The organism is Hominisplanchenecus murintestinalis, assembly GCF_943193015.1.
Taxonomy (GTDB): Bacteria; Bacillota; Clostridia; order Lachnospirales; family Lachnospiraceae; genus Hominisplanchenecus_A; species Hominisplanchenecus_A murintestinalis.
This window is the reverse complement of sequence record NZ_CALPCM010000001.1, coordinates 48,987-70,569: the sequence shown is the minus strand read 5'-3', so window position 1 is coordinate 70,569 and position 21,583 is coordinate 48,987. Positions and strand designations below refer to the sequence as shown.

Below are 21,583 nucleotides of genomic sequence, written 5' to 3'. Positions count from 1 at the left end.
CTTATCGTCTGTTCTAACGCCTGCTTGTATTGTCAAGAACCAAACTTCCTATTGACTGGATTTGGATATTATTCGCTATTTCGTTAAAAGACAGGACGCGGACATTGGGATAAAACTGTTCTATCAGGCGGTAAAAGTGTACCCTCATAACCTGTGAAGTCAATACCACCGGAGTCTGGGACAATCCTGCAAACTTCCGCATCTGTACGGCCATCTGTGAAATAAGGCTCTGAAGGATATCCGGACTGAGCGCCAGATAATAACCGCCCTCTCCTTTGGTAAGAGAACCTACCATAGTGCGTTCTAATTCAGAATCCATCGTAACTACCTTCATGCTGCCGTCTTCGCAGTACAGCCGGGTAATCGTCCGCTTAAGCGCTGTCCTGATATCTTCAATCAATGTATCTACATCACGCAGCCCTTTCTCGGATGCCGTTTCCAATATCGTCTCCACAATGATTTCCAAATCCTTGATAGGAATGCCCTCTTTCAAAAGGCTTGTAAGTATCTTCTGAAACAAACTGTAGGAAATCACATTCGGGAATGCTTCTTCTATCAGCTCCGGCGATACCTTCTTAGCATTTTCCACCAACCGTACAACTTCCTGTCTGGTGATCAGCTCATAAGCATGCTGTTTGATAACCTCGGACAGATGAGTAATCATAACAGACAGCGGGTCAATAACCGTATAACCGTATATTTCCGCCCTCTCCCTGTCCTCCGGCCGGATCCATCGGCTTGGGATGCCGTAAGCCGGCTCTATCGTCTCGATTCCGTCTACTTCTCTTTCCGGATTTTCCGGCTCCAAAGCCAGATAATAATCTGTCAGGATTTCTCCTCTTGCGACCTCTTCACCACGAATCTTAATGCTGTACTGGTTTGTATTCAGCCCGGAACTGTCACGCAGGCGAATTGACGGGATGACAAAACCCATATCCTGCGCATACTGCCTTCGGAAAATAATAATCCGGTTAATCACCCGCCCGCCTACCGATTCATCCACCAGCGGAATCAAACTGTAGCCAAACTCCATTTCCACCGGTTCCACCGTGAGCAGAGTATAGACGTTATTAACATCTTTATAATATTCTTCCTCGGTAACAGGAGGAGCCTCCTGGGACTGCTGCTCTTCCTCATGCGAAGCCTCCCCGCCGTCACCAAAAGCACCGCCGGGCAGCGCCATAGCAGGGCCTGCCTTTATCTGTCTTGAGAGGTAATAGCCGCCTCCTACCAGGATTCCGGCAATCAGCAGCATTGTCAGCGTCGGCATCCCTGGGATGACGCCCATGACTGCTACTGCGATTCCGCTGATCATAATAGAATATGGCTGTGCCAGGAACTGCCTGGAAACATCCTCATTCAAGCTGCCCTCAGAAACTGCCCTGGTTACAATCATACCGGTAGCCGTGGAAATCAGCAGCGCCGGTATCTGAGATACCAGCCCATCACCTACTGTAGCAATGGAATATGTATTCAATACAGTCGTAAACTCTCCGCCGCCCATTACCATTCCGATAATTGTACCGCCTACCAGGTTAATTCCGGTAGTGATCAGAGACATGATGGCATCGCCTTTTACAATCTTTGTAGCACCGTCCATTGCCCCGTAGAAGTCCGCTTCCCGCTGTACTTTTTCCCGTCGATGCTTCGCCTGCTGTTCATCAATCAGACCTGAACTTAAATCCGCGTCAATCGCCATCTGCTTACCTGGCATAGCATCCAAGTTGAAGCGGGCTGCAACCTCAGCCACACGTTCCGCACCCTTGGTGATAACCAGGAACTGCATCAACAGGATAATTATGAAGATTATGAAACCTACGACTACGTTGCCGCCCAGCACGAAATCACCGAATGCCTTGATAATCTGTCCTGAGGAACCCATATTTGATAAGATATTCCTGGTCGTAGACACATTGATTCCCAGTCGGAACAACGTCGTAATCAGCAGCAGCGATGGAAAAATAGAAAATTCCAACGGCTCATGGATACTCATCGTGATAACCAGAATCATCATAGACAATGCCATGTTAATCACAATTGCAACATCCACCAGCCCGGCCGGCAACGGTATAATCAATAGCAGGATAACAGTCAGTACAAAGAGTACTACTGAATAACTCATTATCTTTTTCATCTGAAACTCCATCCGTCCTGTTTTTGTTCAGGTGTACTATTTAAACATTTCCTCTCTGTGAGAAGCTTTGTAAATATACACCAGGATTTCGGCGATAGCGCCATAAAACTCTACGGGAATTTCCCGGCCTATCTCACATGTATCATACAGCGCCCTTGCAAGGGGCCTGTTCTCTGTTATAAAAACGCCATTTTCTTCCCCTACTTTTACAATCCGGAGCGCCAGTGCATCCTGGCCCTTTGCCAGCACCACCGGAGCGCCGTTCTTCTCAGGGTCATATTTCAAGGCAATTGCAAAATGCGTAGGGTTTCGGATAATTACATCCGATTCCGGAACTTTCTGCATCATCCGGCTCATGGCCATCTGCCTCTGTATACTTTTAATACGCCCTTTAATCTCAGGATTACCTTCCATCTGTTTAAACTCTTCCTTTACTTCCTGCTTCGTCATCTTTAAGTCTTTTTCATAAGACCATCTCTGATACATAAAATCAAAGAATCCGATAACGGCAAAAGCCAGGCTTACATTACGCACCAGCTGAAAAATCATATCAAACATATAGGAGGCTGACGCATCACTCTGCATATCAATCATCTTGACAACAGACGCCAAATCTCCCTGCAGCGTGCTGTATAAAAGCACAATCAACAGAATTGCTTTGGCAATATTTTTAACCAGCTCCACCAGGTTTTTCATAGAAAACATCCGCTTAATCCCTTTCAGCGGGCTAAGCTTACTGAGCTTTGGTTTCATCCTCTGGAAAGATATAAGGAACTTTGTCTGTATGCCATATGCCAGGATTCCCAAAGCCATAGCCGACAAAAGCAGTATCAGTGAGCTTCTGAAAAATGCACTTATGAAAGTGGCAAAAAGCTGTGGTGTTGCCACTGTAACAGGGTCTCTCCCGATTTCCGACAAAATCTGCATCAGAAACTGGCGCACATTTTCATGTATGGCAGGTATCATCCATTGAAGCATCGTAAACATACCAAACAGGGTAACTACTGTCGCGACATCCTTACTCTGAAAAACGTTACCTTCTTTCCTGGCGTCTTTCCGTCGTTTCGGGGTCGCTTGTTCGGTTTTTTCCTGCCCATTCGCCTCGGCCATGCTTCATCCCCCCTTTCATACAAAAAGGCTCCGTAAGTTACCAAAGCTATCCCATGATCGTAACCAGCTCCTGCACCCATGCAAACATCTGATCCAGAAGCGTATAGAACCTATCCGCCATGGGAGTAAACAACAACAGCAAAATCATCATTCCTACGATAATCTTAAGCTGGAAGTTTACAACAAATACATTAATCTGCGGGATAATCTTCATCAGAATACCTACTGCAAATTCTGTCACCAGCTCCATAGCCAGCAGCGGAAACGCAAACCGCAGTCCGAGCACAATTGCCTGGCTGAAAATCCCCAGCATAGCAGCTGACAGCTCGCTATTTATCTTTACCATGCCGAAGGGAATGACCTCCGACGAGCGGTAAAATATCTCAATCAATTTCACATGTCCGTCTACCGCAAAAAAAAGCAGTACGAAAAAAGCATAATACAGACCGGAAGTTACCGTAACCTGCATATTGTACTGCGGATCATACGTCTGTGCCATAGAAAGCCCCATCCCAAAATCCATCACGGACGAAGCAAACCTGATGACCAGCACCGTTAGTTCCATGCAAAATCCAATCACAAACCCAAATGCCAGCTCTGTAATAAGCAGGAACCCAAACTCTAAAAGACTCTGCGGCTCATGCTGCAGTTCCCCCCCTATTCCCATATACATCATCAGGGATAACATAAACACGAACGCTGTCTTAACAGCGCCCGGAATATTGCTGCGCCCCAAAATAGGATTAAAGAAAACTGCCCCGCTCATTCGCATGACAATAAAGGAAAACAGGATAAACATAATTCCTTAACCTCCGGCAATCATGCTGAATATCTTCTGGACAAACTCCTGCATTCTTCCCAGCATAGTGCTTCCCAGGAAACCTAAAATTGCCAAAACTGCAAGCAGCTTTGGCACAAATGTCATAGTCTGCTCATTAATCTGGGTCGCAGCCTGGAAAATAGCAATGATAACACCTACAATCATACTAACCACAAGAAACGGCATCGCCATCTGGAACGCCATCTGAAAGGTTTCATAAACAATATCCAATACTTCTGCCTGTGTCATCTGTCTCCTCCTTTGTCCGCGTCATACGCAGATCCATCCTATTGCAGCTATGGGATATTAACCCCGGCTATAATATTCTCAAACAAGAGCTGCCATCCGTCTACTGTCACAAACAAAAGCAATTTAAAAGGCAGAGAAATCATCGTCGGCGGCAGCATCACCATACCCATAGACATCAGCGTAGTAGCCACTACGATATCAATGAGCAGGAATGGCAGATAAATTAAGAAGCCTGCCATAAATCCCCGTTTTAGCTCACTGGTCATAAATGCCGGAGTCACCACCGTAATAGGATATTCTTCTGTATTCTCCTTTATTTCTGTCCCGGACATTTCTACAAACTTATTCAGTGTACTAATCTCTGTGTTCCTTAACATAAAACGTTTAATAGGCACCTGCATCTCCTTTAATGCATCTTCCTGGGTCATTTCTCCCGCTAAATAAGGCTGGAACACATCTTCATTTACACTGCTGATTACCGGACTCATTGTATAAAGAGTCAGGAACAGAGCAATCCCTACCAACACCATATTCGGCGGCGTCTGCTGGACACCCAGCGCGTTCCTGGTAAAAGACAGGATAATGATGGTCCTTGTAAAAGAAGTCATCATGATGACAAGGGACGGCAGGAGTGCCAAAAGCGTCAGCATGTAAATCAATTCCAGTGTAGGTACGCTTCCTCCGTTTAATCCTCCTAACAGTTCATTCATCTTTATCCTCCTCTTTTCGGCGGTGAACCGAAGCATAATTTCGGATAATCTCTTTAAAATCCATCGGCTTTTCCGTCGAAAGCTCCGGATCTGCAAAATCTCCTTCCGCCTCTGTCAACAGTGTAATCCCTGCCTGGCTCACTCCTATCAGGTATGTGTGCTCTCTAAGCTTCACCAGCAAAATCCTTTTGTCCTGACCTATCTGAAGCTGGTCAATGACCTTCAGTTCTCTTGTGCCGGAAACCCTGCTCCAGTTCTTTCCCAGAAACCGGCTGCACCAGTAAGCTAACAGCAATACCAGGATTACACACCCTAATGCACTTATCAGATTCAGACCGCCCATTACAGAGCCTCCGAACTAAGATTTCGGGATACAATCTCCGTAATTCGGATTCCGAAATTATCCTCCACTACTACAATATCACCTTTTGCAATGCATTGTCCATTGACAAATAAATCCACTTGCTCTCCAGCCATCTTATCAAGCACTACAAGCGATCCCTGTGTGAATTCCAAGATATCCCGAACCAGCCTCTTGGTTCTTCCGATTTCCACTGAAACCTCCAGCGGAAGCTGCATCAACATCTCCTGGTTTGCTTTATCTTCGACCCTTGGGCCTCCCTCATCAACCAATTCTCCCGGAGAGATTGGCCGGATAACTGTATTACTTTCCACTCTTTTGTCCTCTTTTTGTGTATTCTGCGTCATATTGTTCTGCATCATATTCATGATTTGCTGCTGGGTTTGCTGCATCTGCATAAGAAGCTGCTGAGTCAGTGAATCCTGTGCAGGACTACTCTGTTCCTGTGCACGAGCATCTTCTTCTATACGCTCTGGCTGTACAGGAATTTCGCTGCCCTTTTCCGTAATATCCGCAGCAAACGGCTCCAAAACCGTCTTCGCCATATCTATCGGCATAAGATTTAAAAATGTACTTTTTACCTTGCCTTCGATGTCAAGCATAAATCGAACGGCTACCATTGGAGATTGATCGTCAAAGTACATCGTTTTAAAGCTTTCTTCATCTTTGACTTCCATGGGCTTTGGCTCGGAAATACGAATCTTTTTCCCCAGAAACTCTGAGAGCGATGTAGCAGATGCTCCCATCATCTGGTTCATCACCTCACAAACAGCGCTGACCGTCATCTCATCCAGCACAAATTCCTCATTGGCAGGCTCCTGTCCGTTAAGCATCGCCACAAACAGACGGAGGTCATTCTTACGAAACATCAATATGCTTCTTCCCTGCAGCCCTGCCGCATAGCTGATGTCCACGCTGATTGCCGGCTCCAGATCCTTAAACTCAAACTCATCCTTTGTCTGGACCTTTACCATCGGCGTTGAAATCCTGACATTCTTTCCCAGCAGTGAAGATACAGCCGATGCGGATGCTCCCATGCTGATGCTCATGATTTCCCCGATTGCGTCCATTTCCATTTTACTTAAACTCCAAACGCCCATTTCCTCAATCTCCTTTTATCTTTATCTGCCTCTTCTGGAAATTACCTTCCGATTTCCAATGCTTTCTGAGCCATGAGCTTCATTGCGTTCAAAGCCGTTACATTTGCCTCATATGAACGGTAAGCTGCCATACTGTCAACTGTCTCTTTCAGCACATCTACATTCGAAAGGGTTACATATCCATCCTCATCCGCATCAGGATGTTCTGGATTATATACTTTCTGCATTTCCCGGTCATCTTCCGTGATAGCAGATACCCGGACACCCGCCTTTCTGCTGGCGATTCCTCTCCCATCCCGTGCACTTTTCAGTACATCCTGGAAAGACCTGGTTTCATAACTCTGGAAGGAAACCAGCTTCCGCTTATACGCACCGCCGCCTTCCGTCCTTGTTGTATCCATATTTGCTATATTCTCAGACGCTATATCCATCCTGAGACGCTGTGCGCTCATTCCCGAAGCGCTGATATCAAAAGAACTTAAAAAAGCCATCGTCGCATCCTCCTTTCTTTTCTACTGCTCTTCAAAAACTGCATTAACAGCCTGTGCCATACGTTCCGGGTCAAACGGCTTCACAATAAAGTCCCTGGCCCCGTTCTGAATGGCCTCCGCCATAATTCCTTCCTGTCCCATCGCCGTACACATGAGAATCCTTGCTCCCGCATCGGCCGCCATGATTTCCCTCAATGCCTGCAATCCGTCTTTGTGGGGCATCGTAATATCCATAATCACCACATCTGGCTTCTCCTGAAGATATTTTTCTACAGCCTCGACGCCGTCACCGGCTTCCACAAAATCTCTGTAACCGTTATACTTCAATATATTCCTTATATGTGTCCGCATAAAAGCCGCATCATCAACAAGCATGATCTTCGCCATAGCACTCTACTCCTCCACTTTCTACAGGACCTTCGGTTTCTCTATATCCATCTGACCATTTTCCTCTGTCATTTCCCGGTCATCCTTATTTATCCTGTCACTAATCCGGACAGCTACATTTTTCTTATATGTGCCCATCTTTCCCGTAAACCAGGGCCGTTTCCCAATGAACAGCTTCACATCACCGTTCCGCGGTTTATTCAAATCAATCACATCGCCCGGACGCAAATGATAAATGTCCTTCAAATCCAGCTCTACCGTAGCCAGCTGTCCTGTGATCTGCAGCTGCGACATGCGCAAATGCTCCATAATTGTTTCCTGGTTATCCTCAAATGCAAAACCGCGTCCTATATTCCTGTGGCTATCCATCAGACGGAAGATCATTTCCAACAGTGTTCCCGGAAGACATATCTGGATCGTTTCTGTCCCCAATCCTGCCATATCCGCATTTAAAGTGATAAGAGCTACTGCTTCGTCTAAACCGATATCCTGCAGAAGACTCGGATTCTGCGCTATCCTTTGAACCTGAAACTCAATATTTACATAATTTGCAAATCCATCTTTCAGTGCCTGTATCATATAGTCTACAATCCGCCCATATAATGCAAGCTCTACATCAGAATAGCGGTAATCCTCTTCCACATGTACTGCTTCATCCCCGCCGCCCAGCATATGGGTAACCAGCGTGATAACCAATCCCGGTGTGACATACATCATCAAAGGAACCTTTGCCTTGTTTTTTTCTTGTGTATAGGCATCTGCCAGCGTAATGCTGTCATTTTCACTGAGTTTACCTACAAACTCATAATAGCGCCCCTCCTGAACATCCTTAACCGTAATTTCCGTGCTCACACGAAAAATGCCATTAAGCTGAGATGTAATAACCCTGGCATAATTCTCAAACGCACTGGTGAGGATTTTCATCTTGTCCTTTGTAAATTTCCTGGGACTGTAAAAATCATATTTACTGTATTTTGTCTTTTCTCTCTGTCCGCTATTTCCGGATTCCTGTTTTGCTGCCTTCTGAACCTGCATGGTGCGCAACAGCTCATTAATCTGATCCTGTGATACCGTATCTGCCATTGTACAGCCTCCTTTTTCTTTCCATGCAGCAGAGCCATGTTCCTGCCGCCCTGTTCTGGCAGCTTACTGTGCTGCCGGCTCCTGCGCCCCACTTCCCTCAACGTCTTGAGGCATCATCCCGTCCTCCGGCCCGGACTCTGTAGATTTGAATCCATCCGTTGAAACAGTCCTGTCCGCATTAACCCCGCTGGTATATTCTTCATAATATTGATTTAGAGATTTGATGTCGGCCCCCTCGTCAATCATCAGTATCTCAACCCTTCGATTTTTCGCCCGCCCTTCAAATGTCTCAAAGGTATCAACTGGACGGAACTGCCCGAATCCGGTACTTATCATCTTTTCCGGCTGAATAACATTACTTTCCTGAATATAAATCGTAACCTCTGCCGCCCTCATAGACGACAGCATACGGTCTGTACGAGGCGTATTCGGTCTCTCCGGATCTCCTTGGGAGGTGTGTCCCATAATATTAATCTGAGATATCTTATCTTTCAGCGGCGCAATCGCCTGACAGAACACATCCAGAGTCTGTCCGCCCTGTTCTGTAAGCTCTGAACTGTCTCCTTCAAAAAAAGTCTTGTCTTCAAACGCAATGAAAGTATAGTCCTCACCTCTGGACAACGTGACACCTTCAATTCCCATGGAATTAAACTGCTCTGCCAAAACCAGATACAAGGTTTCCATCTCGTCATCTACCAGCTCTTCCATTTCTATGTTCCCGTTCACGTCATAGGTTCCTTCATCTATCGGCTGGTTAATCGCTATTTCCTGTTTGTCAGAGGAGCTTGGATAAATACTTTTTACAAATATTTCCCATTTCTGCTGATCCAGGCTGGACATTGCATAAAGCATAACGAAAAAAGTCAGAAGCAAGGTAACCATATCTCCGTATGTATCCATCCAGTTGGCGCCACCGCCGCCTGAGCTCTTTCTTCTCTTCATTGCTTATTCCTCCCCACCGGCTGCAGCGCTTCCGGCAGAAGCGCCTGCTTTTGCAAGCAGCTTCTTCTGCTGAGACTGCTTCAGGGTAGCAAGCAGATGTTCGCGCAGAAATTTCGGGTTCTCTCCTGCCTGAATAGCCAGGACTCCTTCGATAACCAGCGAGCAGTATAACTCTTCTTCCTGATGGCGTATCCGAAGCTTGCTGGCTATCGGGTTAAAAATCAGGTTCGCCAAAAGACATCCATAAAAGGTGGTAATCAACGCCACGCTCATGTCCTCGCCCAAGCTGCTCGAACCGCCGCCGCCATCCATGTTCAGTCCCTTCAGCATGTTAATCAGACCAATCAACGTACCAATCATACCAAACGCAGGCGCTGCCGCGGATGCTTTCTCATACATTCCCGCCACTTCATCATGGCGTGCCGCCAGGCTGTCAATCTCCAGCTCCATCATATGGCGTATCTTATCCGCATCTGTAGCGTCTACCAGCATCAGCACACCCTGCTTCAAAAATGGGTCTTTAATCTGTTCCGCCTGTTCCTCTAAAGCCAGAAGCCCGTTCTGCCTTGCAGTGGTAGCCAAATCCACCATTTGATCTACCAGCTTCGGGATGCTGTACTTCTTTTCTCGTGTAGTAACCAGAATGTGCTTTGGGATTCCAAGCAGCATTCGCAGGGGATAACTCGCGATAACTCCGGCCATTGTACCGCCCAGTACGATGATAATACTTCCTGTCTCAAAGAAGTTTCCCAACTTACTCGTACCGATACCAAAAACCATCAATGCAAACCCTGCAATCATACCGATCAGCGTTGTTATATCCATTACTATTTGCCTCCTATGTAAAAAATATTCTTAAATGTTATTTACATTTGTTTTCATAATATAGACAGCCTTTCAAGAATGACTGTATCTGCTGATTGATGGAATCTACCGAATCCCTTACTACATAATAATCTCCATTCATCAGCCTGATTTTTGTCTCGGGAATGCATTCAATCAACTCTATCTGTAAATAATTCAGATAAAGAACCTCGCCGTTTAAACGAACTACACGGATCATAGCTGTTTCTCCCCTGCTTTTACCTTTCTGAATCCGAGATGCCCTAAAGCACCTCGGATTTCACTTATTTTTCATTATACTATTTTTTTGAATTCAACACAAGCCTTATCGTTTCATATTTACAAGCTCATTCAAAATTTCGTCACTAACAGTAATGATTTTTGAATTTGCCTGGAAACCTCTCTGAGTAGTAATCATCTGCACGAACTCATTCGCCATATCTACGTTGGAACCCTCCACGTATCCTCCCATAAGCATTGGGGTCGAACCGCCCGGTACTGTAGCGCTTGCTTCACCAGTGTTGTCGTTCTCCTTCGCGTTAAAAGTATTGTTTCCTCCCTTGCTGAGACCCTCCGGGTTCTGGAAAGAAGCGATTGCTATCTTACCGATGCTGACTACCTTACCATCCTGCGCCGGATCGTCTGACTGTACTTTTACGGTAATCTCGCCTGCATCATTGATCGTTGTGCTGGTAACAATCATTTCCTGTGCAGCTCCACTGTTATCAATATTGACTTTTGGAGCATTTGGATCCGTAAAATCTATAGAAGACGGTACACGCAGAGGAACTAACTTACCCTTAGGTACTGTAATTGTCTCATCCCTCATAATCGGCTTTCCGTCTGCGTCCACACCGTCCTGTACCTGTACTGTACATGTCTGGTCTGCAGATGTCGTTCCGGTACCGCCGTCGCTGAAGGTTTTTCCATTGTCCATGCTTACAAAGCCATACACAAAGTTGTTCTGGGAATCCACTACATATCCGTCGCTGTTCAGCTTGAACTGTCCCACGCGGGTATAAGCAAAATCTTCTGTTTTCATAGCAGCCGCATCTACACCGTCCGGCTTAATCTGTGGCAGTGTGATAAAAAATCCCATACCACAAATATGTGCGTCAAATTTACCTGTATAGGTAGGCGTACTCTCTGTCATATCCATACTGATAGACCCCATCAGAGAACCATATCCGTACTGAGCCGCATTTGCACCACCCATAGTCTGTCCCGGCTGCGTACTTCCTGCCGTGGACTGGGTAGACGTCTGATACATAGCCTCCTGGAAATTGTAACTCTGGGTCTTGTAACCTGCTGTATTACAGTTTGCCAGGTTATTTCCGATTACGTCAAGTTTATTCTGATGGGCACGAAGACCTGCCACTGCTGAATCCATTGCTCTTAACATTTTCTTTTCAATCCTTTCCGCCGTCCGCTCTGCCTGCGCTTCAGGCTGGCAGATAAGCACCCTTACGGTCCTGCTACATCAAGACGGCACTATCAATATTTGTAAATACTCTCTGTTTCATATCTTCCTGGGACATGGTGGTCACCACCACATTATTGGGGACATTTACAATGAATACGCCTTTCGCTCCGATAACAGCCAGTTCCCTGGCTCCTTTCTTCCTTGCGCCTTCCACTGCATTCTCCAAATCATTCATAAGACGGCTGTCCATGTCAATCCCCCGCTCTTCCAAACGCTTTGCGGCATGCTTGGAAAAATTCAGGCTCTCCCCGGCCCGCTCCTGAAGCATTGTCTGAAAATCAAGCCCGGTTCCTTTTTTCGCCTGCTGTGCCGTTCTGGCAGGCTGAGCGGAAATATCGGTCTGGACGATTCCCAGGTTTCCTAACCGATTCATGTCCATAGTTCCTTCCTTTCCAGCCATCCGCTTTTAATAACTGCTCCCTCTCAAACGCTAAACTTTCTCAGTGCCGGTATCATCTTTGTTGCCGCTGTCCTCTTCGTCATCTTTACCGTCTGTATCAGGCTCTTTATACGGATCATCTAATTTCCCTACTCCTAATATATAAGACATAGAATAATCTTTTGGATCATTCTCCAGCCGGATAGTAGGCATCCCGCTTGTAAAGTCTACAGATACTACCTTGCCATATTTTACCCCTACCGGAGTCTCGCGTCCTGCCGCATCTTTCTCTGTGACTGCTACGGTTATTTCCTGCCCAATCATGCTTGCCGCATAGGTCTGCGTAGAAACTGCGGTAGAATTATCTATCGCCTCCGTCATGGTAGTCATGGCCTGCATCATTCCCATCTGAACCATCTGCGCCATCATATCGCCGCTGTCCATAGGATTTGTCATATCCTGATTCTGGAGCTGGACTGCCATGAGCTGAAAATAATCTGACATGCTCAGGGTATTCTTATCCGTCATTGCCGCTGTAAATGTACTGCCTGCATACGGATTACTTGCCACTCCAACTGATGATAAGTCTGCCATTGTATTCCCCTTTCTGTTCGTATGTTAAATTAATCCCAGCCGAAGCTGCTGCATAAAGGAATCTGTTTCCTTGTTTTCTTTTCTCTGTTCTTGCTGCTGCCTCTCCCTGCCGCTTTCCTGGTTCTGCTCATAGTAAGCTCCCTCTTCACTCGGCTGGTATGGCTGTACAACGGTTTCCTGCCCTGTGCGCTCCTCCAGAATTGCTGCAATTTCTCCGCTTCTCTGACTTAAGAGCTCCAGTGTCCTGGTGTTTGTTGCCATAATAGACACAACTGCTTTTCCTGCTTCATAGGTCATGCGTATCGTAAGCTTTCCCAGTGATGCCGGTTCCAGCTCCAGGGTTAGCGTCCCGTTATCCGCAGGCATCCGCGCTGCCATCGTTTTAGCGATATCCGGTGCCAGAGTATTTTCTGTCGTCTTTACCGGAACAGAAATGTCTTTCACTGCCGCAGTTTCAGCTTGTGCTTCCTGCCGGATATCATTTCCTGACGCCTGTACTGCTGTCTCTGCCTGGAACATTCCCTCTTCGTGGGGACGATTTCCAGCCTCTTTTACAACATTCGCTTCTGCTCTTCCTGAAACTGTCTCTGCTTTTGCAGCAGGCATATCTATCTGCTCATGTACGGAAACTGTTTGAACATTTCCTTCTACAGACTGCATTGGCATATTTTCCGCCGGCTTTTCTTCTGCCTGGCTTACAAATACTCCTTCCACACCATACACGCCCGCAGCGCCGTCATCCTCAACTGCTGCGACTTCCTCCGGCAACTCGAGAAGCTCTGTCTCATTCAGCAGATAAGCTGCTCCCAGCATCTGTGCCGTCAATACCTCTTCGGCGCCTGTTTCCTGGGTTTCTGATACACTTTCCGCTTTCTTATCCCCTGTTTGCTGAGACTCTGTTTTCTCTGTCTGCGCTGCCTTGCTGTCTCCTGCTTCTTTTGTGTCTTGTTTTCCTTCTGACTGAACCGTATCTTTCTTATTTTCTGTTTCATCCACGGCGTTCTGCCTTTCCTGGAGAAGTCTCTCAAAAATGCCCTCCACGCCTGCTGAAGCACTCTCCTTGCTGCCTGCCTTATTTGTACTCTCGGTGCCCTGCATGCGGTTAAAGGACTGCACTCTTTCGGTCCCTGTCATCTTTTTCCCTCCTTTCTTTATATTATATGTATATAATCAACAGGTTGCCCTGAGATTACCTATGTTTCACCAAGCCCCCGTATGACAAACTCTTCAATAAAAGATTCTTCCTCTTTTGCGGCGGCCTTGTTGTATTCCTCAACTTTCTTTTCTTTCAGCTTTTCAAATTTAGAAGTATCTGTCTTTGCCTCAATAACCTCTTCTTTTTTTTTCTGCTCTTTTATCTGCAGCTCTTTCAGCTTTTCTTTCTCGGTGTCAATGCATTCCTCCATACGGGAAATACATATGTCAAACATTTTGAAATCTTCTATAGAAGCGCCTGTTGATTTTTTCTTATCAAAGTCTGAACCATATTCTGCCAGTCTCTGATTCAGCTGATTAATCTCCTCTTGCTTCCGGTTTACACTCTGGAGAATTGCCGCGTGCTGCACCTTTAGGTCATCTAGCACCTGGCTCTTATATCTCAGTACCGTTTCCAGACGATATTGAAATTTCTTCATGCTTTCCTCTTTCTGACGCACTTGCTGCGTCATCCTGGTAGATTTGGAAGGTTAGTTCCAAACTTTTCTCTTTCTCACGCATTTACTGCATCATCTATCCTACAATACGCTCCATTAACTGTACGATTTCATCATAAGAGAATTTTTCTTCTATCCCCTGCATTAGAAAAGCGTTGATTCTGTTGATTTTTGATACCGCCTCATCTAATGCGGCGTTTGTTCCTTTTTTATAAGCGCCAATCGCGATAAGGTCTGCATTTTTCTGATAAAGACTCAACATATTCCGAAACTTTGACGCTGTATCGTGATGTCCCCGTGATACAATTTCAACCATAAGACGAGATATACTCGCTCCAATGTCTATGGCCGGAAAATGATTCTCATTTGCCAGCTGACGGCTCAGCACAATATGCCCGTCCAGAATACCCCTGACAGTATCGGCAATCGGCTCGTTTGTATCATCACCCTCTACCAAAACTGTGTAAACTCCGGTAATAGAACCTTTGCCAAAATTACCGCTTCGCTCTAAAAGTTTCGGAAACTCTGCATAAATTGAGGGAGTATATCCCCTTGCAATAGGCGGTTCCCCAATCGCAAGCCCAATCTCCCTCTGTGCCATGGCATATCGTGTCAGAGAATCCATCATCAAAAGCACATCATACCCCTGGTCTTTGAAATACTCTGCGATTGTAGTCGCCACTAAAGGACATTTCATCCGAAGCATGGCGGGCTGGTCGGATGTCGCCACCACCAGTACGGAACGGCGCATTCCCTCTTCACCCAAATCCTTTTGCATAAATTCCAAAACCTCACGGCCTCGCTCCCCTACCAGGGCAATCACATTAATATCTGTCTTGACATTCCTTGCAATCATGCCCATCAAGGTACTTTTTCCAACGCCCGAGCCTGCGAAAATTCCTATTCTCTGTCCTTTTCCAATTGTATTCAGGCCATCAATGGCCTTAATGCCAAACTCCAGCCGCTCTCTAATGGGCGGTCTGGTCAGCGGATTTGTATAGTTACTATTAACTGTATAATATTTGAACGCCTCAAACTTTCCCTTATCATCTATTGGCTCGCCTAAGGCATTGATAATCCTGCCTTTCAGAAAGTCTCCTACAGGAACCCTCAGCTTATGCTTTGTATTCCGCACAAAACTCCCTGATGTGATGCCGCCCATATCTTCATATGTCATGAGCTGGATTCTGTCACCTTTAAATCCTACAACTTCAGCAGGTATCTGTCGGTTCTGCTCTTCATTGTATATCATTACAATGTCACCAATGCTTGACTTTCCTCCTGAAGCTTCCATAGACATTCCCACTACATTTTCAATCTTTCCAATGTGGCTCACTGTCTCAGCTTTCATGACCTGCTGTGTTACTTTTTCAAACATACCCGGCTAAACCCTCACATTTCCCAAGATATCTTTCAAATTTTCCATCTGGGTATTTACACTTACATCAATGATTTCATCCGGCATTTCTATGATACAATTGCCCGGCTCCTCCTGCTCCATCACAACAAACTTAATATTGTTCGATAAATGCATGAGTTCCTGAACCATATTTGCATCCGCTTCTATCATCATATCATAATCATATTTACCCATGTAAATTTTTACCCATTCTTTTTTCTTGAGTTTTTCCGTAGCGGCAACAATCATCCGTTTAATAACTTCACCGCTAGATTTCAAGCTGATATGCATAACTTTTTCTGCAATTGCAATAGAACAGTCTTTCAACTCCTCAAGATATTTTTCCAGGACTGTCTCTTTCGCCCGGCTTACATCCTTCAGGGCTGTTTCCATTTCCCTGTGAAACTTGGAAGTTTCTGCATCCATCTCGGCTTTATAGTCAGAATAAGCCCTGCTTTGTCCTTCACGGAATCCAATCTCATAACCTTCTTCCTGACCGCGGCGCAGAGCTTCTTCTTTCATTCTCTCTGCCTCAGCCCGGGCTTCCTGCAGGATTGCCTCTGCCTCTTCCTGTACCTCTGCCAGATAACGCTCTTTTTCTTTTTCCTTCAGGTCTTCCTGCTCTTCTTCACATTCTTCTTCGGGAAGCGCTTCTTCTGCAGAAGTGTTCAGGTAAAAATCCGGAAAAACCGGACTTTTACCTTTTCCATTTGTATCTGCCGCCATAGAAGGAAGTTCAAACGATTTTACTCCCACGGACTGTGAAACAATCCCTGCTTTTATGATACGGCTAGACGAGAATGTCATCGTCACTGCCTCCCTTCTTGATAATTACCTCTCCCTGTTCTTCGAGATCCCTGATAAGCGTGACGATACGCTGCTGCGCTTCCTCTACTTCTTTCAATCTTACATTTGTAGTAATCTCCAAATCCTCACGGACGCTGTCAGCCATACGTTTGGACATGTTTTCGAAGAAAATATCCTTCATCTCATCAGATGCAGTCTTAAGCGCATACACCACATCTTTAACATCACAATCTCTAATAAACCGCTGAACAGAACGGCTGTCCATTCCAAGAATATCCTCAAATACAAACATTTTGTCGCGGATACTCTTTGCAAGATTCGGATTCCGTTTATCCAGCTCTTCAAAAATCCTCCGCTCATTACCGCGGTCTACATGGTTCATCACATCAGCCACATAATCCACACCACCCAGATTTGTGTTATCCGTGCTCGTGGTGATAGCTGAAAACTTACGGCGCATTTCTTCTTCTACAATCGCAATGGCCTCAGGCGAAACTCTATCCATTCCGGCCACGTTTTCTAATGCCGCAATCCTTTTGCTCTCTGGAAGCTGCTCCAAAATCTTTGCCGCCTGATCTGGATCCATATAAGAAATAATCAGGGCGATTACCTGCGAACGCTCATTCTGCAGCAGTGACAATACAGCTTTCGGATCCCCTTTCATAAAGAAGCTGAACGGCCTGGACTGAAGTGTTCTGGATACTTTATCCAGAAGCCCTGCGGCAGCAGTACTTCCAAAAGCTTTTTCCAGTACGTCACGGGCATATTCCATACCGCCATCTGTCATCATCTTATGCGCAAGGCAGAACTTATAAAACTCATCCAGTGTATCCTCTACCTGTTTATTGTCTGCCTTTCCCATGCCTGCCACTGCATAGGTAAGTTCTTCTATTTCCTGTTCACTCAGATACTTATAAATCTGAGACGCCCTGTCTGATCCAAGGGAGACAACTACGAGGGCGGCTTTCTCTCTACTGCTCAAGCTTTTTACATCTTCTGCAAATTCATTTAATTCTGCCTGCTTGTCCATAGTCATCACCCCTCATCATTCATCATTTTCTTTCAGCCAGCTCTGGAGAAGCTTCGCTGCAATCTGCGGGTTGCGCTCCACAAATTCATTCACATTCTCTTTCAGTTTCAGCCCGCGGCGCATACTCATGTTAAAGTTTGCTTCTTCGTCGGCAAAACCATCATCAAAATCATCCATACCTGCCCCGCCTGCCACACTTTCACCGGGACGAACCGGGAAATCATCATTTTCATTACTGAGAACTGAAACCGGAAGATCGTCTTCTGTCATATCTTCTAATCCTTCTGCCTTGTGCTTTCTCTTTCCTCTGCGAAGCAGCAGGAAAAGTACAAGAAGAAGCAGTACTGCCAATGCCACCGCGCCTGCTATGATAATCGGAAGCCAATTCATTCCCTCGCCCGGTTCATCCGGCTCGTCTGTAGAAGAATCGCCCGACTCTGCGGTTCCGTCTGCCCCATTGATCGGCACGCGTATAATTGATACTTTCTGGTCTGCATCCTCCTGGGAAATCCCGGCGGAATTTGCTATCAAATCAATCAAATCATTTTCTGATACCCTGGTATCATCCGTATCAATCACAACGCCTACGGTAAGATTCTCCAGATATCCCGGATCCACCTGTTTCTGTTCTTTCAAAACATCATACAGCCATTCCCTTGACGCACTTCCGTCTGAATATCCATTATTATCCCCGTCGTCATCGTCATCGTTTGTATATCTGGGGGTATCTGCATTTGCGTCTGTACCAACGATTCCCCCATTGCCCTGTGAACCAATCAACGACTGCTCGCCCTGCAGATCCTCCCGCTGAAGCAGTCCGGTTTTATCATCTTCATCATTTTTTTCAGGAACCTTATACTGTGTGTATTCCTGAAGCACCCTTTCTACATTCAGGGTTCCTTTTACTGATACAGCTACATTCTCCTGCCCATAAAGCCTTCCGAGAACACGACGGATGTTCGTTGCAATATTGTTCTCAATCATGCTTTCCAAAGCTGTCCGATTCTGCGAAGTTCCAACATCCGTATCAGAACTTCCTGCTCCTACCTCAAGCATCGTGTTTGCATCAAAGACAGAAACATTCGTAAATGTCATTCCCTGGACAGACCTTGCCACCAGATTTTTAACAGCCGACGCTTTTTTCTCCGACAGCTCGGACTCACCGTTCATGGTTATCACCACAGAAGCCGATGCTTCTGCCGCTGACGTATCCTCTATCGCGTATCTCTGCGTCGTGCCCGGCGAAATTGTCACCTTCGCATCTGTAACGCCTTCAAACAGACGAATAGTCGCCCCCAGGCGATCCTGCAGCTCATACAATGTATATTGCTCTTTATCTGACTCCGTAGTCATAATCCCCGTGTTCTCACGACGCATGTCATATGTAAAGCCGCTTTTCGGATATCCCTTGCTGAGCAAATCTACACGAAGCTGGTTCTCCTGGGACTGAGGTACTTTAATCGTACCGCTCTGGGCATCATAACGGTAATCCACGCCCGATTCGTTCAGAAGCCCCGCTACTTCCTGAGCCTCCTCCTGATTCATTCCGGTAAACAGGGTACTGTAATCTGTATTCTTAGTCAGGTTCAGCAATATTACAGCAGCCACAACAATAACCAGCATGCCGGCCGTAAGCCCTATTACCAATTTCCTTGTTTTCTCTGATAATTTTTGCCAATTTTCTTTTAGATTCTGCACATCCGTTACCAACCTTTAACTAATTTCGCTCATTACAGACTTATCTTCATAAGTTCATTATAAGTTTCTACCGCTTTATTCCGAAGCGATATCAAGACATCCAAACTGAGTGCAGCTTTCGCTTCTGCTATTGGAAGCGTATGCGCATCATCTAACTGCCCTGTTGACAGCAAATACTTCTTTCTTTCCACATCAAGCTCCGTTTCCTTTACCTGGTCTATTGCATTCTTGAAAATATCCGAAAATGAGGATATGCCGCTGCTTTCTGATAATGCTTCAGCTGTTCCCGCTGTTCCGAGAGTCTTCCCAATGCCCTCAAGTGACCCCCACATATTCATAGGGTTAATAAAAGATGTCCCTTCCATTTTAGATGTCCTCCTGTATTTTTATAATAGTGTTGTTATGATTCACCAAACGGCATCCGCCACTTAAAACGGCTTAGCCGCCGCCTGCAGCCGGCTGATATCATTATTAATAGAGTTAAGCATATACTGATATTCAAGCGCCGTCCGCACTAAATCTACCTGCTCTTGATCCATATCCACGTTATTATCGTCAAGCCGCGTGGACTCGTTATATGTAGTATACAAACGCGGGCGGGATGAATCAATCGCATCTGCCATCATATTTCGCCTCTCCCACTTATTCCCTCCGGACAAATCAGCCTTCGACAGCTTCGACGCCAGCTCTTCCTCAAAAGTCACAAACTGCGACTTAAACCCCGGAGTATCATTATTTGCAATATTGTTTAATGTAACCGTCTGCCTTGTCCAAAGATTATCAAGCACTCTCTCTGTCAAGGCAATTCCATTTCCATAGATTCCTGCCATATCAATCTCCATTCCGCCGCCGGCACCAGCGGCATAAATTATCATTTTTTCTTATAAATATAAATAAAAAGCTTATACACGAAAATCGTTGGGTAAAACCTTTTTAAAAAATTAACCCAACTGCTCTAGTTAATTTTAGCCTTCCTTGATGCTTTTGTCAACACTATTTTCCCTTTCCAAATCATACCAATTTACTTTTCACCCTCTCTTAATATCTTTGTGAGCACTGTGTAAAACAGCCGTAACATTTTCGCAAAAAACGTTACGGCTGTTAAGTGAAACAATGTAATCTTTATTAGTTATTATCTACTATTTAAACTATCGCCTGCTAATCCATTTAGCCTCAACCACGACTTGCATAATACTCATCAAAAAGTTTGCTTACCGCTGAATGTGTCTCATCACAGATCGATGGCAGAGAACCTCCCCACGCTGCTCCGGCTTGCTTAAACCCTTTCTCAACAGCAGCCTGCATCTCCTTCATTTTTTCAACGTCATCTCCGGCTACCGCCGCAGCAAAATCAAAAATTCTCTGAGATGTCTGAGAAACGCCCCAGAAACCGTTTTCTGAAATAGCTTCCTGCGCCTCTGCTTTCGTCTGCGCGTCAACAGTAAAATTGCCGCTGGCAATCGTCCTCCAGAAATCTCCGCCCTGTGCCATAGAAGCTGATATTCCCTGTTTCTGGAACATCTGAGTCATCATATTCGTAAAGCGGCTCATCTGGTTTGCCAAATCTTCTTTCAGGCTATTTACTAAAGACGCCCTCTCAGAAGCGCTCATTTTTGTTACATTTGCGTCACGGCTAAATTCCACTTTGTCTGTATCCGGCTCTGTCTTACCCTTAGAAGCCCCTGCCGTATTTTCCTTCTGTGCGGTGCCCTGAACTGCTGCAATTTCTTTGTCTGCTGAAACTGCCTGCATTGTCTGTGTATACTGGCGAACTGCCATATCCTGATTAACCTGCATATATCTGCTCCCTTCTGCCGTCATGCGGCATATAATATTTTTCTGGCTGCCTATGGAATATATCGGCATTCTCTCTGAAAAAATAAAGGGTACATTCATAAATAATATAAAAATCTGCTGTCATTCAGCATAAGTCCAAGCTGTGTTGAAATCTACTGCCCGTCCAATTCCCGGATACACGAAATCGTCCTCTCATAATCCTCTCTGACCCGGTCAAGCATCGGTTCTATATCGCTGCCATACTCTGTCTGTTCCTTCAGCCTGTCCGACAGGACTGCTGCAGACTTATAAAGCGGTGTAAGCGATAGATTCTGGCAGACGCCTTTCAGCGTATGGGCAGCCCGGAACGCTTCAGCCATATCTCCGCTTTCCAGGGAACTGCACAGCAAATCATAGCTTTTATCATTCATCACCTTAAGCAGGAATTTCTGAATTCTCTCATCCTTTCTCAATCTCGCAAATACATCCTCATAGTCCGCCCCCATAGCATCATAACACTCTTTTACTGTCATTT

The 21,583-nt window shown here is 45.7% G+C and carries 26 protein-coding genes; all 26 read right to left on the bottom strand.

Features of this window, described 5'->3' with window-relative positions:
* Positions 1–13 precede the first annotated feature (13 nt).
* The 26 genes from flhA to NFR99_RS00160 all read right to left on the bottom strand — a co-directional run bounded on the left by flhA (position 14) and on the right by NFR99_RS00160 (position 21,581).
* Positions 14–2,134 (bottom strand): flagellar biosynthesis protein FlhA, encoded by a 2,121-nt coding sequence (gene flhA, locus NFR99_RS00285; RefSeq protein ID WP_120481032.1) that lies wholly within the window; start codon positions 2,132–2,134, stop codon positions 14–16.
* Positions 2,135–2,170: 36 nt separating this feature from the next.
* A complete protein-coding gene (gene flhB / locus NFR99_RS00280) occupies positions 2,171–3,244 on the bottom strand; it encodes a flagellar biosynthesis protein FlhB (protein WP_120481033.1) in 1,074 nt (357 codons plus the stop codon).
* A gap of 46 nt (positions 3,245–3,290) precedes the next feature.
* A complete protein-coding gene (locus NFR99_RS00275) occupies positions 3,291–4,043 on the bottom strand; it encodes a flagellar biosynthetic protein FliR (RefSeq protein WP_135974900.1) in 753 nt (250 codons plus the stop codon).
* A 6-nt stretch (positions 4,044–4,049) separates the two neighbouring features.
* Positions 4,050–4,313 (bottom strand): flagellar biosynthesis protein FliQ, encoded by a 264-nt coding sequence (fliQ, locus tag NFR99_RS00270; protein ID WP_120481035.1) that lies wholly within the window; start codon positions 4,311–4,313, stop codon positions 4,050–4,052.
* Positions 4,314–4,360: 47 nt separating this feature from the next.
* The gene (fliP, locus tag NFR99_RS00265) at positions 4,361–5,023 is read right to left on the bottom strand and encodes a flagellar type III secretion system pore protein FliP (protein ID WP_251352119.1); all 663 of its coding nucleotides are present in this window, start codon (positions 5,021–5,023) and stop codon (positions 4,361–4,363) included.
* Complete coding sequence (locus NFR99_RS00260; protein WP_120481037.1) at positions 5,016–5,366, bottom strand: flagellar biosynthetic protein FliO; 351 nt, start codon at positions 5,364–5,366, stop codon at positions 5,016–5,018. The genes fliP and NFR99_RS00260 overlap by 8 nt, the downstream gene beginning before the upstream one ends.
* Entirely contained in the window at positions 5,366–6,484 is a 1,119-nt protein-coding gene (gene fliY / locus NFR99_RS00255) for a flagellar motor switch phosphatase FliY (protein ID WP_120481038.1), read from the bottom strand. Before fliY ends, NFR99_RS00260 begins: the two co-directional genes overlap by 1 nt.
* 41 nt (positions 6,485–6,525) lie before the next feature.
* Positions 6,526–6,975 carry a flagellar basal body rod protein FlgC gene (gene flgC / locus NFR99_RS00250; protein ID WP_120481039.1) on the bottom strand — a complete coding sequence of 150 codons (450 nt, stop codon included), beginning with the start codon at positions 6,973–6,975 and terminating at the stop codon, positions 6,526–6,528.
* 21 nt (positions 6,976–6,996) lie between these two features.
* Positions 6,997–7,362 carry a response regulator gene (locus tag NFR99_RS00245; protein ID WP_120481040.1) on the bottom strand — a complete coding sequence of 122 codons (366 nt, stop codon included), beginning with the start codon at positions 7,360–7,362 and terminating at the stop codon, positions 6,997–6,999.
* Between the two features lie 21 nt (positions 7,363–7,383).
* Positions 7,384–8,445 carry a flagellar motor switch protein FliM gene (locus NFR99_RS00240; RefSeq protein WP_120481041.1) on the bottom strand — a complete coding sequence of 354 codons (1,062 nt, stop codon included), beginning with the start codon at positions 8,443–8,445 and terminating at the stop codon, positions 7,384–7,386.
* A gap of 63 nt (positions 8,446–8,508) precedes the next feature.
* Positions 8,509–9,387 carry an OmpA/MotB family protein gene (locus tag NFR99_RS00235; protein WP_120481042.1) on the bottom strand — a complete coding sequence of 293 codons (879 nt, stop codon included), beginning with the start codon at positions 9,385–9,387 and terminating at the stop codon, positions 8,509–8,511.
* Between the two features lie 3 nt (positions 9,388–9,390).
* Positions 9,391–10,212 (bottom strand): motility protein A, encoded by an 822-nt coding sequence (locus tag NFR99_RS00230; protein ID WP_251352117.1) that lies wholly within the window; start codon positions 10,210–10,212, stop codon positions 9,391–9,393.
* Between the two features lie 37 nt (positions 10,213–10,249).
* A complete protein-coding gene (locus NFR99_RS00225; protein ID WP_120481044.1) occupies positions 10,250–10,450 on the bottom strand; it encodes a flagellar FlbD family protein in 201 nt (66 codons plus the stop codon).
* A gap of 105 nt (positions 10,451–10,555) precedes the next feature.
* The gene (locus NFR99_RS00220; RefSeq protein ID WP_251352301.1) at positions 10,556–11,632 is read right to left on the bottom strand and encodes a flagellar hook-basal body complex protein; all 1,077 of its coding nucleotides are present in this window, start codon (positions 11,630–11,632) and stop codon (positions 10,556–10,558) included.
* 73 nt (positions 11,633–11,705) lie between these two features.
* Positions 11,706–12,092: a TIGR02530 family flagellar biosynthesis protein gene (locus NFR99_RS00215; protein WP_120481045.1), complete on the bottom strand. Its 387-nt coding sequence runs from the start codon at positions 12,090–12,092 to the stop codon at positions 11,706–11,708.
* Positions 12,093–12,143: 51 nt separating this feature from the next.
* Positions 12,144–12,686 carry a flagellar hook assembly protein FlgD gene (locus NFR99_RS00210; protein ID WP_251352115.1) on the bottom strand — a complete coding sequence of 181 codons (543 nt, stop codon included), beginning with the start codon at positions 12,684–12,686 and terminating at the stop codon, positions 12,144–12,146.
* Positions 12,687–12,710: 24 nt separating this feature from the next.
* Positions 12,711–13,820 (bottom strand): flagellar hook-length control protein FliK, encoded by a 1,110-nt coding sequence (locus tag NFR99_RS00205; RefSeq protein WP_251352113.1) that lies wholly within the window; start codon positions 13,818–13,820, stop codon positions 12,711–12,713.
* Between the two features lie 59 nt (positions 13,821–13,879).
* Positions 13,880–14,320, bottom strand: a complete 441-nt coding sequence (fliJ, locus tag NFR99_RS00200; protein WP_120481091.1) for a flagellar export protein FliJ — start codon at positions 14,318–14,320, stop codon at positions 13,880–13,882.
* Positions 14,321–14,414: 94 nt separating this feature from the next.
* Positions 14,415–15,716 carry a FliI/YscN family ATPase gene (locus tag NFR99_RS00195; RefSeq protein WP_120481048.1) on the bottom strand — a complete coding sequence of 434 codons (1,302 nt, stop codon included), beginning with the start codon at positions 15,714–15,716 and terminating at the stop codon, positions 14,415–14,417.
* Positions 15,717–15,722: 6 nt separating this feature from the next.
* A complete protein-coding gene (locus NFR99_RS00190; protein WP_251352112.1) occupies positions 15,723–16,544 on the bottom strand; it encodes a FliH/SctL family protein in 822 nt (273 codons plus the stop codon).
* Positions 16,528–17,574 (bottom strand): flagellar motor switch protein FliG, encoded by a 1,047-nt coding sequence (gene fliG, locus NFR99_RS00185; protein WP_120481050.1) that lies wholly within the window; start codon positions 17,572–17,574, stop codon positions 16,528–16,530. Before fliG ends, NFR99_RS00190 begins: the two co-directional genes overlap by 17 nt.
* A 15-nt stretch (positions 17,575–17,589) precedes the next feature.
* Positions 17,590–19,272, bottom strand: a complete 1,683-nt coding sequence (locus NFR99_RS00180; protein WP_251352111.1) for a flagellar M-ring protein FliF C-terminal domain-containing protein — start codon at positions 19,270–19,272, stop codon at positions 17,590–17,592.
* 32 nt (positions 19,273–19,304) lie between these two features.
* Positions 19,305–19,637 carry a flagellar hook-basal body complex protein FliE gene (gene fliE, locus NFR99_RS00175; RefSeq protein ID WP_120481051.1) on the bottom strand — a complete coding sequence of 111 codons (333 nt, stop codon included), beginning with the start codon at positions 19,635–19,637 and terminating at the stop codon, positions 19,305–19,307.
* A 63-nt stretch (positions 19,638–19,700) separates the two neighbouring features.
* The gene (gene flgB / locus NFR99_RS00170; protein WP_120481093.1) at positions 19,701–20,102 is read right to left on the bottom strand and encodes a flagellar basal body rod protein FlgB; all 402 of its coding nucleotides are present in this window, start codon (positions 20,100–20,102) and stop codon (positions 19,701–19,703) included.
* A gap of 343 nt (positions 20,103–20,445) precedes the next feature.
* Positions 20,446–21,069 carry a hypothetical protein gene (locus tag NFR99_RS00165; RefSeq protein WP_120481094.1) on the bottom strand — a complete coding sequence of 208 codons (624 nt, stop codon included), beginning with the start codon at positions 21,067–21,069 and terminating at the stop codon, positions 20,446–20,448.
* Positions 21,070–21,221: 152 nt separating this feature from the next.
* The gene (locus NFR99_RS00160) at positions 21,222–21,581 is read right to left on the bottom strand and encodes an Hpt domain-containing protein (protein WP_120481052.1); all 360 of its coding nucleotides are present in this window, start codon (positions 21,579–21,581) and stop codon (positions 21,222–21,224) included.
* Positions 21,582–21,583: the final 2 nt, after the last annotated feature.